The 16,725-nt window shown below is 70.8% G+C and carries 11 protein-coding genes; 5 read left to right on the top strand and 6 right to left on the bottom strand.

All coding sequences use genetic code 11. The features are described from left to right. Positions 1-14: 14 nt before the first annotated feature. Positions 15-713: an N-acetylmuramate alpha-1-phosphate uridylyltransferase MurU gene (murU, locus tag G3A44_RS12230; protein ID WP_163457805.1), complete on the bottom strand. Its 699-nt coding sequence runs from the start codon at positions 711-713 to the stop codon at positions 15-17. 183 nt (positions 714-896) lie between these two features. On the opposite strand from murU, the gene rfbC reads away from it, so the two are divergent. From rfbC to G3A44_RS12215, 3 genes are read left to right on the top strand one after another with little or no spacing between them, the layout of a single operon-like run. Further along, complete coding sequence (gene rfbC, locus G3A44_RS12225) at positions 897-1,439, top strand: dTDP-4-dehydrorhamnose 3,5-epimerase (RefSeq protein ID WP_163457804.1); 543 nt, start codon at positions 897-899, stop codon at positions 1,437-1,439. Positions 1,440-1,475: 36 nt separating this feature from the next. Then, a complete protein-coding gene (locus G3A44_RS12220) occupies positions 1,476-2,918 on the top strand; it encodes a mannose-1-phosphate guanylyltransferase/mannose-6-phosphate isomerase (protein WP_239061841.1) in 1,443 nt (480 codons plus the stop codon). A 32-nt stretch (positions 2,919-2,950) separates the two neighbouring features. Next, the gene (locus G3A44_RS12215) at positions 2,951-4,345 is read left to right on the top strand and encodes an undecaprenyl-phosphate glucose phosphotransferase (RefSeq protein ID WP_163457803.1); all 1,395 of its coding nucleotides are present in this window, start codon (positions 2,951-2,953) and stop codon (positions 4,343-4,345) included. A gap of 33 nt (positions 4,346-4,378) precedes the next feature. Here G3A44_RS12215 and G3A44_RS12210 read toward each other — a convergent pair whose 3' ends face one another. From G3A44_RS12210 to cysD, 5 genes are all read right to left on the bottom strand, one after another. Continuing rightward, on the bottom strand, positions 4,379-5,878 hold the full coding sequence (locus tag G3A44_RS12210; RefSeq protein WP_163457802.1) for a DUF1501 domain-containing protein: 1,500 nt from the start codon (positions 5,876-5,878) through the stop codon (positions 4,379-4,381). Between the two features lie 20 nt (positions 5,879-5,898). Beyond that, a complete protein-coding gene (locus G3A44_RS12205; protein WP_163457801.1) occupies positions 5,899-7,746 on the bottom strand; it encodes a DUF1800 domain-containing protein in 1,848 nt (615 codons plus the stop codon). 144 nt (positions 7,747-7,890) lie between these two features. Further along, positions 7,891-9,624, bottom strand: coding sequence for an SLC13 family permease (locus G3A44_RS12200; RefSeq protein ID WP_163457800.1), 1,734 nt, complete (start codon positions 9,622-9,624; stop codon positions 7,891-7,893). Between the two features lie 145 nt (positions 9,625-9,769). After that, a complete protein-coding gene (gene cysN / locus G3A44_RS12195) occupies positions 9,770-11,674 on the bottom strand; it encodes a sulfate adenylyltransferase subunit CysN (RefSeq protein ID WP_163457799.1) in 1,905 nt (634 codons plus the stop codon). 115 nt (positions 11,675-11,789) lie between these two features. Beyond that, the gene (gene cysD, locus G3A44_RS23560; RefSeq protein ID WP_239061847.1) at positions 11,790-12,689 is read right to left on the bottom strand and encodes a sulfate adenylyltransferase subunit CysD; all 900 of its coding nucleotides are present in this window, start codon (positions 12,687-12,689) and stop codon (positions 11,790-11,792) included. Between the two features lie 1,082 nt (positions 12,690-13,771). Between cysD and cysQ the strand changes: the two genes are divergently transcribed. Both cysQ and G3A44_RS12180 read left to right on the top strand, forming a co-directional pair. Further along, positions 13,772-14,548 carry a 3'(2'),5'-bisphosphate nucleotidase CysQ gene (cysQ, locus tag G3A44_RS12185; RefSeq protein WP_163457798.1) on the top strand — a complete coding sequence of 259 codons (777 nt, stop codon included), beginning with the start codon at positions 13,772-13,774 and terminating at the stop codon, positions 14,546-14,548. 79 nt (positions 14,549-14,627) lie between these two features. After that, on the top strand, positions 14,628-16,667 hold the full coding sequence (locus G3A44_RS12180) for a capsule polysaccharide biogenesis protein (RefSeq protein ID WP_163457797.1): 2,040 nt from the start codon (positions 14,628-14,630) through the stop codon (positions 16,665-16,667). Positions 16,668-16,725 lie beyond the last annotated feature (58 nt).

Below are 16,725 nucleotides of genomic sequence, written 5' to 3'. Positions count from 1 at the left end.
TCTGCCGCCGGCGCTCAGGGCGCCTGCAGGCCGGCCAGGCGCTCCACCGTGCCCACGTCGGTCCAGGGGCCGTCCCAGCGCTCGGCGCCCAGCCGGCCCCCGGCCATGGCCCGCTCCAGCACCGGGCGCAGGGCCAGGCGGGTGCCCGGCGACACGTCGGCGAACAGCCCTGGGCGGAACAGCCCCACGCTGGCCCAGGTGAGCTTCTCCGGGGCCTCGGGCAGCGCCAGGCCCTGCGGGCTCAGTCCAAAGTCGCCCCGCGGGTGGTGCGGGGCGTTGGGCACCAGCCACAGGTGCGCCCATTCGGGGCTGGCGGCAAAGCGCGCCACGGCCGCCGGGTCAAAGGCAAAACCGGGCAGGAACACATCGCCCGAGACCACCCAGAAGGGCTCCTCCCCCGTGGGCGCCAGCCAGGCCAGGGCCTTGGCAATGCCGCCGGCCGTCTCCAGCGCACCGCCGTGGTCGCGGCCCTCCATCGAGTACTGCAGCCGCAGGCCCCATCGGCTGCCGTCGCCCAGTGCGGCCGGAAACTGCTCTTCCAGCCAGGCGGTGTTGATGACCACGTCCCGCACGCCGGCCGCGGCCAGGGCGCGCAGGTGGTATTCGATCAGCGGCACCCCGTTGACGGTCAGCAGTGGTTTGGGGGTGGCGTCGGTCAGCGGGCGCATGCGCTCGCCGCGGCCGGCGGCCAGGATCAGGGCACGGGGGATCATGGGGCAGGGTGAGGAAGAGCAGGGCCGCCAAGCCTAGCAGCACCTCATGGCCGCCCTGCGCCAGCTGGCCGGCGTCCCCTTGTTGCAGGGAGGTCCGGCCTGCGGCTCAGGCGATACTCAGGCCATGCGCCGCGGGGCCCCCCCCTTGTTCCCGCCCTCAGGCGGCGCCAGGAGCGACAGACGATGCAAGTGCAGACCACGGCCATCGAGGGCGTGCTGATCTTCGAACCCCGGGTCTTCGGTGATGCCCGAGGCTTCTTCATGGAAAGCTTCAACCAGCGGACCTTTGAAGACGCGGTGGGCGCCCCGACGCCGTTCGTGCAGGACAACCACTCCCGCTCGGCCAAGGGCGTGCTGCGTGGCCTGCACTTCCAGAAGGCGCCGCATGCCCAGGGCAAGCTGGTGCGGGTGGCCGCAGGCGCGGTCTTCGACGTGGCGGTGGACATCCGGCCGGGCAGCGCCACCTACGGCCGCTGGGTGGGCGTGGAGCTGAGCGCCGACAACCATCGCCAGCTCTGGATCCCCCCCGGCCTGGCCCACGGCTTCCTGGTGCTCAGCGACAGCGCCGACTTCCTCTACAAGACCACCGACTACTACGCGCCCCAGGCCGAAGGGGCGGTGCGCTGGGACGATCCCGACGTGGCCATCGCCTGGCCCGACGTGGGCATGCCCCCCCAGCTCTCGGGCAAGGACGCCGCGGCGCCCTTCCTGCGCGACCTGGCCTGAGCGCCTTCCTCTTCTTCCTGCAGCCTTCCCCGCACGATGAGCACTCCCCTCTCCGTCCTGCCCGTGATCATGGCCGGTGGCAGCGGCACGCGCCTGTGGCCGCTGTCGCGTTCGGGCTTTCCCAAGCAGTTCCTGGTGCTGTCGGGTGACGACAGCCTGTTCCAGCAGGCCACCCGTCGCCTGATGGGCCTGGCGGCCGCGGACATCCATGTGCAGGCCCCCCTGGTGGTGGGCAATGCCGAACACCGGTTCATGGCCCTGGAGCAGCTGCGCGAGATCCGCGTGGAGCCCGCCGCGGTGGTGTTGGAGCCCAGCGGCCGCAACACCGCGCCCGCCCTGACCCTGGCCGCCCTGGCGGCCGAGGACACCGACCCAGTGCTGGTGGTCAGTCCCGCCGACCAGACCGTGGCCGACGGCCCGGCCTTCACCGCCGCACTGCAGCAGGCGGTGCGTGCGGCGGCCCAGGGCGCCATCGTCATCCTGGGTGTCACCCCCGACCGGCCCGAGACCGGCTACGGCTACATCCGTTCCACGGCCAGCGCCAGCGGTCCGGCCCAGGTGGCGCAGTTCGTCGAGAAGCCCGACCTGGCCACCGCCCAGCGCTACCTGGCCGAGGGTTGCTACACCTGGAACAGCGGCATGTTCGTGCTGCGCGCCTCGGTCTGGCTCCAGGCCCTGGCCCAGTTCCGTCCCGACATCGCGGCGGCCACCCGTGCGGCCTGGGCGGTGCGCGCCACCGATGCCCGCTTCATCCGTCCGGGCCTGGCTGAGTTCAATGCCGTGCCGGCCGAGTCCGTGGACTACGCGGTGATGGAGCGCTGCCCCGGCAGCGCCTTCGACATCCGCATGGTGCCCCTGGCCGCCGGCTGGAACGACCTGGGCGCCTGGGACGCCGTCTGGCAGGCCACCAACCGTGATGCCCAAGGCAACAGCGCCACCGGCGACGTGATCCAGCAGGATTGCCGCAACACCCTGGTGCATGCCACCAGCCGCCTGGTGACCACCCTGGGCACCGCCGATGTGGTGGTGGTCGAGACGCCGGACGCCGTGCTGGTGGCCGACCGCGAGCGCAGCCAAGACGTCAAGAAGATCGTGCAGCGCCTGCAGGCCGAGGGCCGCGGCGAGCAGAACCTGCACCGCAAGGTGCACCGCCCCTGGGGCTGGTACGACAGCATCGATGCGGGCCCGCGCTTCCAGGTCAAGCGCATCATGGTGCGCCCGGGCGCCAGCCTGAGCCTGCAGATGCACCACCACCGCGCCGAGCACTGGATCGTGGTCACCGGCACGGCCGAGGTCACCTGCGGCGAGCGCAAGATCCTGCTCACCGAGAACCAGAGCACCTACATCCCCCTGGGTGAGGTGCACCGCCTGGCCAACCCGGGCAAGGTGGATCTGGAGATCATCGAGGTGCAGTCCGGCAGTTACCTGGGCGAAGACGACATCGTCCGTTTCGAGGACACCTACGGCCGTACCTCCTGAGGCGGACCGTCCATTGAGCGCCGACTTTCCGCATGTTTGACGACCGCAGCGCACGCAAGCAGTTCCTCAGTGCGCCCCCCAGCGTGCCGGCCGTGGTGGCCGCCGTGCTGGAGCCGGCGCTGGCCGCCCTGACCCTGCTGGCCTGCCACCGCTGGTATGGCATGCCCCTGGGCGGGCCAGCCATGGCCCTCGTCATCCTGCTGGTGGTGCTGATGTTCCCCGGGCCCAACCGCTTCGGGCGCACCGGGGTGGGGGTGGGCATCGACATCGTGCTGTCCTGGGTCAGCGTGCTGGGCGTGCTGCTGCTGCTGGGCTATGCCAGCGGCAGCCTGGAGCAGTTCGACCGCCGGGTGGTCTATGCCTGGGCGGTGGTGACCCCACCGGTGCAGTGGGCCGCAGCCCTGGTCGGCGGCTGGTGGCTGCGTCGCCAGGCGGCCCAACCCGAGGCGCGCCGCCCGGCGGTCATCATCGGTGCCAACTCCATGGGCCTGCGGGTGGCGCAGATGCTGCACCTGCGGCGCAGCTACGGCCATGACCTGGTGGGCTTCTTTGACGACCGCTCGGTCGAGCGCACCGGGCTGCCGCCCGAGCACGCCATGCTGGGCACGCTGCGTGACCTGCCGGCCTACATCGAGCAGCACGGCATCCGGGATGTGTTCATCACCCTGCCGCTGTCCTCGCAGCCGCGCATCCTCAACCTGATGGCCACCCTGCAGAACACCACCGCCTCGGTGTTCTATGTGCCCGACGTGTTCGGTGTCAGCGTGATCCAGGGCCGGCTGGAGGACTGGAGCGGGGTGCCGGTGGTGGGCCTGCTGGTCACGCCCTTCACCGGCATCAACGGGGTGATCAAGCGGGCCAGCGACATCGTGCTGTCCTCGCTCATCCTGCTGCTGATCTCGCCGCTGTTGCTGGCCGTGGCGGTGGGTGTCAGGCTCAGCTCGCCGGGGCCGGTGATCTTCCGCCAGCGCCGCACCGGCCTGGACGGCGAGCTCATCGAGGTCTACAAGTTCCGCTCCATGCGGGCCATGGACAACGGCCCGGTGGTGCAGCAGGCCACGCGCAACGACCCGCGCATCACGCCCTTTGGCGCTTTCATCCGCAAGACTTCGCTTGACGAGCTGCCGCAGTTCATCAACGTGCTGCAGGGTCGCATGAGCATCGTCGGCCCGCGGCCGCATGCGGTGGCGCACAACGAGCAGTACCGCAAGATCGTCAAGGCCTACATGGCCCGCCACAAGGTCAAGCCCGGCATCACCGGCTGGGCGCAGGTCAACGGCCTGCGCGGCGAGACCGACACCGTGGACAAGATGGCACGCCGGGTCGAGTACGACCTGGAATACCTGCGCAACTGGAGCCTGGGCCTGGACCTGCTGATCATCGCGCGCACGGTCAAGCTGATCTTCAAGGACTCCACGGCTTTCTGAGTCCGACGTGGCCCCGGTCGCCTGCGGCCGGCCTCAAGCGCTCCACAGGTCCAGCAACTGCTGTGCCGCCGGCCAGCGTGCCAGCTGCGGCAGCATTGCCGGCAGCTCCGCCTCCGGCACGCCCAGCCAGCGGCCCAGCGTGGCGATGAAGGGCTCCAGCCCCAGCGAGGGGATCATGACGCCACCGCGCCACAGGTCCTCGCTGTCGAAGTCGCCGCTGGCCAGTGGCAGGCCGTAGCGGGGGAAGCGGCCGTGAATCTCGCCGCCACGAACCGATCCGCCCATCACCAGGGCATGTCCGCCCCAGCCGTGGTCGGTGCCGTTGCCGTTGCTGGCCAGGGTGCGGCCAAAGTCGCTGGCGGTGAAGGTGGTCACCTGGCGGTCCACCCCCATGGCCTGCAGGGTGCGGTCCAGATAGGCCAGGGCGTGGTCCAACTGGGCCAGCAGGTCGGCATGGCGCTCAGCCTGCTGGGCGTGGGTGTCAAAGCCGTTGAGGCCGACAAAGAACACCTGCCGACCCACGCCCAGCGTCTGGCGGGCGGCGATGAAGCGGGCCACGGTCTGCAATTGCGCTGCAATCGGATTGGTGGCCACGGTGCCGCTGACCGGGCTGGTCCAGCGCAGCAGGGGGTCGGGGCGGCCGGTGGCCACGCTGCCCCAGGGGCCCGCGTCGGGGGCGGGCAGGGCCTGGCGCAGCCAGGCCTCAGCGCGCAGCGAGCGGTCGGCCACGGCGGCGTGCTCCTGCTCGATCAGGTGACCGCTGCGGCTGCGGCGCATCAGCTCCTGCAGCGTCTGCTGGGCAGCCGCCGAGCCCAGCAGGCGCCCGCCGCTGCCCACGGCCACCGGGGTGGCGCCGGGCATCTGGTAGCCGGTGACGCTGTCGCCCTGTGTCCAGGCCCAGCGGCCGGCGGTGGACACCGCGGCCAGGGCATGCACGCCGGCGCCGGCGCGCTCCACCAGGCGGCCGCCCCAGCCAGGCTGTGCGCCCTCGGGAGCCAAGGTCTGCCAGAAGGCTTGCTGGTCGTTGTGCGAGAACAGGCGCGGCGGGCGCGGCACCCGCCCGGCCAGCCAGTCGGCCTTGGAGGTGGGGCCCACCACCGCGCCCAAGTTGGCCACGATGCCCAGCCGGCCTTGTTGGAACAGGCTGGCGGCCTCGCGCAGGCAGGGGTGCAGGGCAAAGTTGCGCCCGGTGTGGGCGGTGCGCGGGCGGATGGGCAGCACACCACCCAGGCGGGCGTGCAGGCTGGCCGCCCCGGTCTGCGGGGCCTGGCCCGGCGCCAGCAGGCGTACATCGCCCTCGCTGGCCGCGCGGGCGGTCTGGTAGGCCTGCCAGGACGGGGCGTCGGTGGCCAGCACGGTGTTGAAAGCGTCGTTGCCGCCCTGCAGGAAGATGCAGATCAGGGCGCGGTAGTCGTCGGTGCCGCTGGCGCGTGCGCGCTGGGACAGGCCCAGCGTCAGCGGCAGCAGGCCCAGGGCGCCGGCGGCGTGCAGCCAGTCACGGCGGCGCAGTGGCAGGGAGTGGTCGGCGGTCATGGCGGTCCTCGGGCGGGCGGTCACTTCTGGACGATGAATTCCGGGCTGGCCAGCAGCAGCAGCTGGGCCAGCTGCACCCGGCGCAGCCGGGCGGCCTCCACCGTGGCGCGGTTGCTGCCATCGCGGGCCAGGGCCGGCAGGCGCACGCTCTGCAGGGCCTGCACCACCGGCTCGCGCAGGCCGCTGGGCGGGGCGGCGCCCAGCAGCACCTGGCCCAGGGCGTCCACCAGGGCGCCGGGATCGGTTGCCAGGGCCCCCCAGGGCGCGACGGGCAGCTGGATGGTCCGCTGGCCATCGGTCCCCACCGGGCCCAGGCCGCTGGCCACCAGGTCGCTCATGTAGTTCACGTAGCCGGCCACGCTGGCCTCGTCGGTGAGCTGCATCTCGGGCAGGTGCTGGCCGCGCTGCTGCGCCTCACCGCCGGGGGGCACGTAGTGCGGCCGCCAGTAGTTGAAGACGGTGGCGGCGCGCAACGGGGTCTGGCCCAGGCCGCGCAGCGGCGAGTCGGTGATGCCGATGTCCCAACGGCCGCTGCGGCTGGTGGCGCCCAGGCCGCGCAGGGCGGCGGTCAGGCGCAGCACGGGCTCGCGCACCTTGCCCTGGGTGCGGTCCTGGGCGCGGCTGGCGCTGCGGGCATCGGGGTCCAGCAGGATGGCGCGCACCGTGGCGCCCAGGTCACCGCGCACGCCCTGGCCGTTGTCGGCGAAGACGGCGGCCACCCGGGCCACGTAGGCCGGACTGGGGTGGCTGGTCACCAGGCGCTGGATGAGCTGGCGGCTGATGAAGGGGCCCACGTTGGGGTGCTGGAACAGCATGTCCAGCGCGCGGTCCACCTCCACCTGCACCTGGCGTCCGCCGGCCGGGCCCACGCGCTGGCCCAGCAGGCGCTTTTCGGCGGTGCTGTGCAGGCCGGGGTAGGCCTGCATGGGCAGGTGCAGCTTGCCCGGCAGGTAGCGGTGGCCGGGGTCTGAGGGGCGGCGGGCGCTGGGCTGGGTGCCGGCAAAGCCATAGCCGGTCATGACCCGGGACAGGCCGACGATGTCGTCCACGTCATAGGTCTCCACCGCCTGGCCTTCCGCATCCAGGCGCGGGCTGCCGTCGGGCTGCAGCTCCACCAGGCCGATGGTGAAGAGCTGCATCAGCTCGCGGGCGAAGTTCTGGTCCGGGGCGCGCCCGGAGGCGCTGTTCTCGCCCCGGTTGTCCAGATGCGAGAGGTAGCGGCCCATGGCCGGGTGCCGGGTCACCTCGCCCAGCAGCTGCCGGAAGTTGCCCAGGGCGTTGCGGGTCAGCATGTCCTGCCAGCCGGCCACGGCCTCGGTCCACTCGTTGTGCATCTCGGTGGTGGAGACCACCAGGATCTGCGAGAGCGCGAAGGCCACGCGCTGGCGCAACTGGTCCTCGCCGGTCAGCGCCTCTTCATAGAAAGAGGCCAGCAGGTGGGGCACATCCGCCGAGGCGCGCGGGTTGATGGCCTTGACCGCGGCGTCGTCGGCCAGCCAGCGGGCCAAGTGAACCTCGCGCACCGGCAGGGCGCGCTGCGCCTGGATCCAGGCCGCCGGCCCCAGGGCCATGACCTGCTGAATCTCCGCTTCGGTGGGGCCGAAGCTGGCCTGGGTGAGCAGACGCCAGGCGTCTTCCCGGCTGGTGGGGTTGACGCTGTCGCCGCTGGTGGCCGCGGCCAGGGCGCGGGCCCGGAGGGCTGCGGCCTGCTGGGTCGTGTCCGTGGCGCCGGCTGCGGGATCGGCCTCGCCGCCGCCGCAGGCCACCAGCAGGGTGACGGTGCCCAGGCTCAGGCCGGCGAGCAGGTGGCGCCAGGCGATGCGGTCGGGCCACCAGCGGTGGGGGCGGGGCGGGGGCAGGGGTCTCATGGGCGGCACTCCGTGCAGCCCATGGGCCAAAAGGGGGAACGCGCCGTGCGCGTGCTCTGGGGCTGCTGCCGGGCTATCGGCCCGGCCGCCCGCCGACTTGAGGGGCCTGCAGGGGGCGCGGCCGGACCGCGCCCCGGTCCGGTGTCAGCGGAAGGGGAAGAACACCGGGATGGCCACCAGGGCCACGGCGTTGAACACCAGCGCGATGGGCAGGCCGGTGCGCACGAAGTCGCCCAGGGTGTAGCGGCCCGGGGCCTGGATCATGAGGTTGGTCTGGTAGCCGTAGGGCGTGATGAAGCTGCAGCTGGCCCCGTAGAGCACGGCCATGATGAAGGGCATGGGCGAGAGCCCGAGCTGGTCGGCCACCCCCAGGGCCACCGGGAAGGCCAGGGCCGCCGCGGCGTTGTTGCTCATCAGCTCGGTCAGGATCCAGGTGACCAGCAGCAGGATGGCCAGGGCGCCGTAGGGGCCGAACTGCTCGGCCCCGCCCAGCAGGCCGCTGGCCATGAGCTTGGCCACCCCGGTGTTGATCATGACCTCGGAGATCACCAGCGAGGAGGCGATGATCATGATCAGTTCCCAAGGCACGTTGCGTCGCAGGTCGGCCACCCGGGCCAGGCCGGTGGCCAGGAAGATGGCCAGCAGCAGCATCATGCCCTTGAGGAAGTCCACCACCTCGAAGGCCGACAGGGCGATGACAGCGATGAAGCCCAGCATCGAGTACAGGCCTTTGCGCGGGTTGACGAACTTCTGCACCTCCCGCCGGCTGACGATGACGAAGTTGCGGCTGAGGTTGTTGCGCTTCTCGAAGTCCTGGCCCACCACCAGCACCAGGGCGTCTCCCACCTCCAGGCGGGTGTTGCCGATGGAGCCGCCCAGGCGCTGGGCGCCCCGGCGCACGGCGATGACGGCAGCGTCAAAGTGCGAGCGGAAGTCCACCTCGCGGATGGTGCGGCGCGCCAGCGAGGAGCCCGCGGCGATGACCACCTCCACCAGGTTGTCCATGGGCAGTTCGTCATGGTGCGCATGGATCTTCAGCCCGGCAAAGCGGGCCAGCAGGTCCACCCGCGTGACGTCGCCGGAGAAGACCAGGATGTCGCCGGCGTTGACGAAGCGGTCGGGCTCCACCGGCGCGATGACGTAGTCGCCGCGCACCACTTCGGTCAGGAACAGGTGGCCCAGGTTGCGCAGGCCCACTTCTTCGATGGTCTTGCCGATCAGGGGGCAGTCGGGCTGGACGTGCGCCTCCAGGAAGTAGTCGCTCACCGCTTCCTCGGCCGGCGGCTGGGCCTTGAGCAGCCGGGGGTACAGCAGCACCATCACCGCGCCGCAGGCCAGCACGATCAGGATGCCCACTGGGAAGAGGTCGAACAGTTGCAGTTCAGGCATCTTGCGCCCTGCCAGCAGGCTGTTGACCAGCAGGTTGGTGCTGGTGCCCACCAGGGTCAGGATGCCGCCCAGCGAGGCGGCAAAGCACATGGGCATGAGCAGGCGCGAGGCGCTGTGCTCGCGGTTGCCCTTGAGCGGCCCGATCAGCGAGGCCACCACCGCCGTGTTGTTGAGAAAGGCCGAGTACAGCGCGGTGGCGCCATAGAGCTTGATCAGCGCCCAGCGGTAGGGGCCGCGCACCAGCTTGTCGGCCATCAGCTCCAGCATGCGGGACTTGTCCAGCACGATGGTCAGCAGCAGCAACACGACCACCGTGATCAGCCCGTTGTTGGTGAACTGCCGCAGTGCGTCCTTCATGCTGATGTAGTCCAGCATGAGGTACAGGAAGGCCACGCCGGCGAACAGCGCGCCGGGTGACCGCTTGTCGCGGATGAGTTCGACGATCAGCCAGGCCAGGCTGGCGAACACGATGATCTGGGCCAGTGTCATGGGGTCGTGGGGTGGGCGTGAGGAAGGGGCGTCGGTCGTGGCCGGGAGGCCGCGCGGCCGGCACATGGACGACGGGGTCCGCAAGCGGACCCCGTCAGGCACATCGGCAGGCACCGGCGCGGGGTGAGCCGGCCGGCGGCCGGCTTCAGTCGATCATGCCCAGCTGGCGCAGCTTGGCGATGACCTCGTCGGCGGCCTGGTCCGCCGAGCAGGTCGTGGTGTTCACGCGCAGCTCCGGGGCCTCGGGCGCCTCGTAGGGGCTGGAGATGCCGGTGAAGTTGGCGATCTCGCCGCGGCGCGCCTTCTTGTAGAGGCCCTTGACGTCGCGGTCCTCGGCCACTTCCAGCGGGGTGTCCACATGCACCTCGATGAATTCACCCTCGGCCATCAGGCTGCGGGCCATGGCGCGCTCGGAGCGGAACGGGCTGATGAAGGCGGTGATGACCAGCAGGCCGGCATCCACCATCAGGCGTGCCACCTCGGCCACGCGGCGGATGTTCTCCACGCGGTCGGCCTCGGTGAAGCCCAGGTCCTTGTTCAGGCCGTGGCGCACGTTGTCGCCATCGAGCAGGTAGGTGTGGCGGCCCAGCGCGTGCAGCTTCTTCTCGACCAGGTTGGCGATGGTGGACTTGCCCGCGCCCGACAGGCCGGTGAACCACAGCACGCCCGGCTTCTGGCCCTTGGCCAGGGCGCGGGCCTGCTTGTTCACATCCACATGCTGCAGGTGGATGTTGTGCGAGCGGCGCAGGGCGAAGTGCATCATGCCCGCGCCCACCGTGTTGTTGGTCAGGCGGTTGATGAGGATGAAGCCGCCGGTGTCACGGTTGACGTTGTAGGGGTCAAAGGCGATGGGACGGTCCAGGGCCAGGTTGACCACGCCGATCTCGTTCATCTCCAGCTGCTTGGCTGCAAGATGCTCCATCGTGTTGACGTTGACCTTGTACTTGGGCTCGGTCACCGTGGCCGAGACGGTCTGGGTGCCGATCTTGAGCAGGTAGGGCCGGCCCGGCAGCATGGGCTCGTCGGTCATCCAGACCACGGTGGCCTCGAACTGGTCGGCCACTTCGGCCGGGCTGTCGGCCGTGGAGATGACGTTGCCGCGCGAGATGTCGATCTCGTCGGCCAGCGTGATGGTCACGCTCTGGCCGGCCACCGCCTGCTCCAGGTCGCCCCGCATGTCCACGATGCGGGTGACGGTGCTTTCCTGGCCCGAGGGCTGGGCACGGATGCGGTCGCCCGGCTTGATGGAGCCGCTGGCGATCTGGCCGCAGAAGCCGCGGAAGTCCAGGTTCGGGCGGTTGACCCACTGCACCGGCAGGCGGAAGGGCAGGCCCTGCAGACGGGTCTCGTCGATCTCGCAGGTTTCCAGGAATCCCATCAGCGTCGGGCCGTGGTACCACGGGGTGTTGACGCTGGGCTCGGTCATGTTGTCGCCCTTGAGGCCCGACAGCGGGATGGAGGTGATGTCCTCCAGGCCGATCTGCTTGGCAAAGGCGCGGTATTCCTCGTTGATCTTGTTGAACGTCTCCTGCGAGAAGTTCACCAGGTCCATCTTGTTGATGGCCAGCACCACCTTGCGGATGCCGATCAGGCTCACCAGGTAGCTGTGGCGGCGGGTCTGGGTCAGCACGCCCTTGCGCGCGTCGATCAGGATCACGGCCACATCGGCGGTGGAGGCGCCGGTGATCATGTTGCGCGTGTACTGCTCGTGGCCCGGGGTGTCGGCCACGATGAACTTGCGGCGGTCGGTGCTGAAGAAGCGGTAGGCCACATCGATGGTGATGCCCTGCTCGCGCTCGGCCGCCAGGCCGTCCACCAGCAGCGCGAAGTCGATGTCACCGCCCTGGGTGCCCCACTTCTTGGAGTCGTTCTCGATGGCGGCCAGCTGGTCCTCGAAGAGCATCTTCGATTCGTACAGCAGGCGGCCGATGACGGTGGACTTGCCGTCGTCCACCGAACCGCAGGTGATGAAGCGCAGCAGGCTCTTCTTCTCGTGCTGCTTGAGGTACTGCTCGATGTCGGTGGAAATCAGGTCCGAAACGTGGGCCATGTTGATTCCTTAGGAATTGGGGTGTTCAGTCAAGTGGCGTGCGCGGATCCGGCTTTGCCGGTCCGCTGCGCGAGCCCCCTCGGGGGGCAGCGACCGGCAGGGAGCGTGGGGGCCGTCAGAAATAGCCCTCTTGCTTCTTCTTCTCCATGGAGGCGGCGCTGTCGTGGTCGATCATGCGGCCCTGGCGCTCGGAGGTCTTGGTCAGCAGCATCTCCTGGATGATGTCCTTGAGGGTGCTGGCCGTGGACTCCACGGCGCCAGACAGCGGGTAGCAGCCCAGGGTGCGGAAGCGCACGCTCTTCATCATCGGCACTTCACCCTGGCGCAGCGGGAAGCGCTCGTCGTCCACCATGATCAGCGTGCCGTCGCGGTCCACCACCGGGCGCTCTGCCGCCATGTACAGCGGCACGATGGGGATGTTCTCCAGGTAGATGTATTGCCAGATGTCCAGCTCAGTCCAGTTGGAGATCGGGAAGCAGCGGATCGACTCGCCCTTCTGCTTGCGGCCGTTGTAGAGCTTCCACAGCTCCGGGCGCTGGTTCTTCGGGTCCCAGCGGTGCTGCGCGCTGCGGAACGAGAAGATGCGCTCCTTGGCGCGGCTCTTCTCCTCGTCGCGGCGGGCGCCGCCGAAGGCCACGTCAAAGTTGTACTTGTCCAGCGCCTGCTTCAGGCCCTGGGTCTTCCACATGTCGGTGTGGATCTGCGAGCCGTGGTCGAAGGGGTTGATGCCCATCTCCTGGGCTTCCGGGTTGTGATAGACCAGCAGGTCCATCCCGATCTCCTTGGCCATGCGGTCGCGCATCTCGTACATCGCCCGGAACTTCCAGGTGGTGTCCACGTGCAGCAGGGGGAAGGGCGGCGGGGCCGGGTAGAAGGCCTTGCGCGCCAGGTGCAGCATCACCGCCGAATCCTTGCCGATGGAGTACAGCATCACCGGGTTGTCGGCCTCGGCGACGACCTCGCGCATGATGTGGATGCTCTCGGCTTCCAGCCGCTGCAGGTGGGTGAGGTTCATGGGGATGTCCGTTCTGGGGTGAAGGAAGGGGTGAGAGAGGGAGACCGGAGCCTGCGCTGGGCGGGCGGCGGGCGGAGCGCCGGCAGGCGCGGACGCGGCGCCGGCCGCCGGCGCACGCAGAGACGGTGGCGCCGCCGCGGTGGCGGCCGCCGGCGAAGGGTTTGCCGTCGCGCCCGCCGCGGTGGCGGGCGGCGTCGGGCGCGGCTCTGGCGCCATGCGGCGTGCCGGCGCCACCGGACCGGGGCGGCACTGCAATTGCGGATGGGCCTGCAGCCACTGCATCATGGCCGGCACGCGGCTGAAGTCGGGGCCATGCAGGTGCAGCCGCAGCGGCTGTTCCGGGTGGTCGGCCAGCAGCCGGCCCAGGAAAGCCTGGTAGCCCTCCACCTGCTGCAGCGAGGCCACCGGCCACCAGGCCACCGAGCCACGGGCATTGACGGCCACCAGCACCCCCGCAGGGGCTGGACGGTCCGGATGGGGCAGGGCGCCGGCCCACAAATGCAGGGGCGCCGCCTTGCCCGAGGCTTCTGGTGCCTGCCACGCCTGCGCCAACCAGGCCGCACCGGCGCCATGGCGGCTGGCCAGGGTGCGCAGCGGCTGCAGCGCCATGCCCCAACGCTCCAGCAGGCGGGCGGCAGCCCGCGGCTCCAGCGCGGTTTGCCAGCGGCGCTGCGCCAGGTCCTGCAGGGTGGCGGCGCGCCACAGGCCGCGCGGGCCGTCGACCGCTCCTGCCGGGTCCAGGGCCAAGTCCCGCAGCACCACCTCCTGCGCCAGCGCCAGGGCGCGACCCTGGCCCCTGGGCCGGCCGCGGCCGGCCACCTCGATGGCGCCCCAGCCGCCGGTTTCGAAGGCTTCTACGGCCTTCAGGATGGTGGGCACGCTCAGGCCGGTCTGGCGGTGGATCTGACTCAGGCTCATCCCATCCACCCGCAACTGCACCGCCCGCCGACGGCGGGCGTTGAGCTCTTCCACGGTGCGATGGCTCGGGGTGGACAAGTTGAGACAATAAAACTTTTAGGGAGCGAAATTCTGCCACGCGGCTTGCACAATCGCGCATCCCCACCTTGAGAGCCCACCCCGTCATGAGTGCATCCCGTCACGATCTGGCCGAACTGCTTGACGCCCTGGTTCCCCTGATCCGCGAAGCCGGTCAGGTCATCATGGACATCTACGCCACCGACTTCGACGTCACCCGCAAGGGCGACGACTCCCCGGTGACCCAGGCCGACCAGCGCGCCGAGGCCGTCATCCTGGCGGGGCTGGCCCGTCTGGCCCCCGGCATCCCGGTGGTGGCCGAGGAGGCCGTGGCCGCAGGCCAGGTGCCTGAGGTGGCCGACCGCTTCTTCCTGGTGGACCCGTTGGACGGCACCAAGGAGTTCATCAGCCGCAACGGCGAGTTCACCGTCAACATCGCCCTGGTTGAAGGTGGCGTGCCCGTGGCCGGGCTGGTCTACGCCCCTGCCATCGGTCGCCTGTTTGGCGGCGTGCAGGGCCAGGGCGCCTGGCTGGAGGATGCCCAGGGCCGCCGCGCCATCGCCTGCCGCGCTGTTCCGGCCCAAGGCCTGACGGTGGTGGCCAGCCGCTCCCATGGCGACGAGACCGCGCTCGATGCCTTCCTGGCCGGGCGCGCCGTGGCCTCCCGCACCAATGCGGGCTCCTCGCTCAAGCTTTGTCTGGTCGCCGCCGGCGAGGCCGACGTCTACCCCCGCCTGGGCCGCACCATGGAGTGGGACATCGCCGCCGGTGACGCCGTGCTGCGCGCCGCCGGCGGCCGGGTGCAGGTGGTGGCCGACGGCAGCCCCTTGCGCTACGGCAAGCCGGGCTTTGACAACCCCCACTTCGCGGCTTGGGGCCTCTGACCGCTTCTGACCGTCCGTCGACCCGGCCCGCGCTGCGGCCGGCTCGCCCGACGGTGACCTGATCGCGCACCCGCCCCGCATGGACGATCTCTCCCCGGACCTGGCGCTGGCACCCTGGCGCCACGTGGTGGCCCATGGGCAGGGGGTGCGTGACATCGGCGGCCTCTCCACGCTGCTGCAGGGCTACACCCTGCTGCGCCCCGGGCGCACCCGCCAAGCCCAGGCCGTACTGGCCTGGGGCCGCAAGCCCAGCGCCGAGCGCGCCGAGCGCTGGGGCCGTGCGCACGGCCTGCCCCTGCTGCGTCTGGAAGACGCCTTCCTGCGCTCGGTCGGCCTGGGTGACGAGTCACCGCCCCTGGGCCTGGTGCTCGACGACCGCGGCATCTACTACGACGCCGGCCAGCCCAGCCGCCTGGATGCCCTGCTCGACCTGCCCCTCGAGCCGGCCGACCTGGAGCGCGGCCAGCACCTGCTGGAGCGCTGGTGCGCGCTGCGCCTGTCCAAGTACAACCAGGCCCGCGAGCATCCCCGCTGGGCCCGTGCGGGCGATGTGCTGGTGGTCGACCAGACCGCCGGCGACGCCTCCATTGCCTTTGGGCAGGCCGAGGCGGCCAGTTTCCAGCGCATGCTGGAGGCCGCGCTCGACGAGCACCCCGGGCAGCGCGTGCTGCTCAAGGTCCACCCCGACGTATTGGCCGGGCGCAAGTCTGGCCACTTCGATCCCCAACGCCTGCGCTGGCCGGACCGCGTGCACCTGCTGGCCCGGCCCTGCCACCCGCCCTCGCTGCTGCAAAAGGTGGCCGCGGTGTATGTCGTGACCTCCCAGATGGGCTTCGAGGCGCTGCTCTGGGGCCGGCCGGTGCGCTGCTTCGGCATGCCCTTCTACGCCGGCCGCGGCCTGACCGCCGACGACCGGCCTGCGCCGGACTGGCGCCGGCCCGTGCCCCTGCCTGCCCTGGCCCTGGCCGCGCTGGCCCGCTATGCCCGCTACCGCCACCCCGAGACCGGCCAGCGTTGCGAGGTCGAGGCCCTGATGGACTGGATGGGCTGGCAGCGGCAGCAGCGCGAGCGCTTTGCGCCGCGCCTGGTGGCGCTGGGCTTCAGCGGCTGGAAGCGGCCGCTGGTGCGGCAGTTCCTGGCCGGCTCGCAGGTACGCTTCCAGTCGCCCGAAGTGCCGGCCCCTGCGGGCGCCCACCTGGTGCTCTGGGGCCTCCAGCCACTGCCGGACTGGACGCAGGAGCGCCCGCCGGCCAGCGTGCTGCGGCTGGAAGATGGCTTTCTGCGCTCCGTGGGCCTGGGGGCGGACCTGGTGCGCCCGGTGTCCTGGGTGGCCGACCACCACGGCCTGCATTACGACGCCCGCCAGCCCTCTGACCTGGAGCGCCTGCTGCAGACCCACCCCTTCCCGCCAGAGCTGCTGGCCCGCGCCGCCCGCCTGCGCGAGCGCATCCTGGCCCTGCGGCTGACCAAGTACAACGTGGGACAGGGCCGTTGGCGTCGCCCACCGCAGGCCCGCCAGGTGGTGCTGGTCGTCGGACAGGTCGAATCCGATGCCGCCCTGCGTCACGCAGCCCCAGAGGTTTGCACCAACATGGGGCTGCTGCAGGCCGTCCGTGCCGCGCGACCCCAGGCCTGGGTGGTCTACAAACCCCATCCTGACGTGCTGGCCGGCCTGCGTCGCCAGGGCCAGGGCGAAGACGCCGCCACCCGCTGGTGTGACGAGTGCCTGGCCGACGTGCCCATGCCCGACGTGCTGGACCAAGTCGATGAAGTGCATGTGCTCACTTCTTTGGCTGGCTTTGAAGCCCTGATGCGGGGCCGTGCGGTGGTCACCTGGGGCCAGCCCTTTTACGCGGGCTGGGGACTGACCGAGGACCGCTGCCCCGTGGGCCGCCGCCGGCGGCAGCTGCCGCTGGATGCGCTGGTGGCGGCCACCCTGCTGCTCTATCCCACCTACCTGCAGCGCGACAGCGGCCAGTTCTGCCAAGCTGAACGCACCCTGGAAGACCTGGCCGACTGGGCGCGCCATGCCGGCGGGCAGCCCACGCCCTTGTGGCGGCGGGTCTGGCGCCGTGTGCTGCGCTGGGGGGTGGAGCGCCGTCGCAGCCGCTTGGGCTAGCGGTGGCCGCTTGTCCCTTGTCTGGGCGTGGTCGGCCAGACCCTTGACTGAGGGAAGG

The sequence above is a fragment of the Ideonella livida genome (genome assembly GCF_010499455.1).
Classification (GTDB): Bacteria; Pseudomonadota; Gammaproteobacteria; order Burkholderiales; family Burkholderiaceae_C; genus Ideonella; species Ideonella livida.
The sequence above is the reverse complement of the archived record's forward strand: the minus strand, read 5'-3'. Positions and strand labels throughout refer to the sequence as shown.

Bases quoted from the DNA above. Each gene is read 5' to 3' on its own strand.
- murU (WP_163457805.1), bottom strand. From the start codon at position 713: ATGATCCCCCGTGCCCTGATCCTGGCCGCCGGCCGCGGCGAGCGCATG.
- rfbC (WP_163457804.1), top strand. From the start codon at position 897: ATGCAAGTGCAGACCACGGCCATCGAGGGCGTGCTGATCTTCGAACCC.
- G3A44_RS12220 (WP_239061841.1), top strand. From the start codon at position 1,476: ATGAGCACTCCCCTCTCCGTCCTGCCCGTGATCATGGCCGGTGGCAGC.
- G3A44_RS12215 (WP_163457803.1), top strand. From the start codon at position 2,951: ATGTTTGACGACCGCAGCGCACGCAAGCAGTTCCTCAGTGCGCCCCCC.
- G3A44_RS12210 (WP_163457802.1), bottom strand. From the start codon at position 5,878: ATGACCGCCGACCACTCCCTGCCACTGCGCCGCCGTGACTGGCTGCAC.
- G3A44_RS12205 (WP_163457801.1), bottom strand. From the start codon at position 7,746: ATGAGACCCCTGCCCCCGCCCCGCCCCCACCGCTGGTGGCCCGACCGC.
- G3A44_RS12200 (WP_163457800.1), bottom strand. From the start codon at position 9,624: ATGACACTGGCCCAGATCATCGTGTTCGCCAGCCTGGCCTGGCTGATC.
- cysN (WP_163457799.1), bottom strand. From the start codon at position 11,674: ATGGCCCACGTTTCGGACCTGATTTCCACCGACATCGAGCAGTACCTC.
- cysD (WP_239061847.1), bottom strand. From the start codon at position 12,689: ATGAACCTCACCCACCTGCAGCGGCTGGAAGCCGAGAGCATCCACATC.
- cysQ (WP_163457798.1), top strand. From the start codon at position 13,772: ATGAGTGCATCCCGTCACGATCTGGCCGAACTGCTTGACGCCCTGGTT.
- G3A44_RS12180 (WP_163457797.1), top strand. From the start codon at position 14,628: ATGGACGATCTCTCCCCGGACCTGGCGCTGGCACCCTGGCGCCACGTG.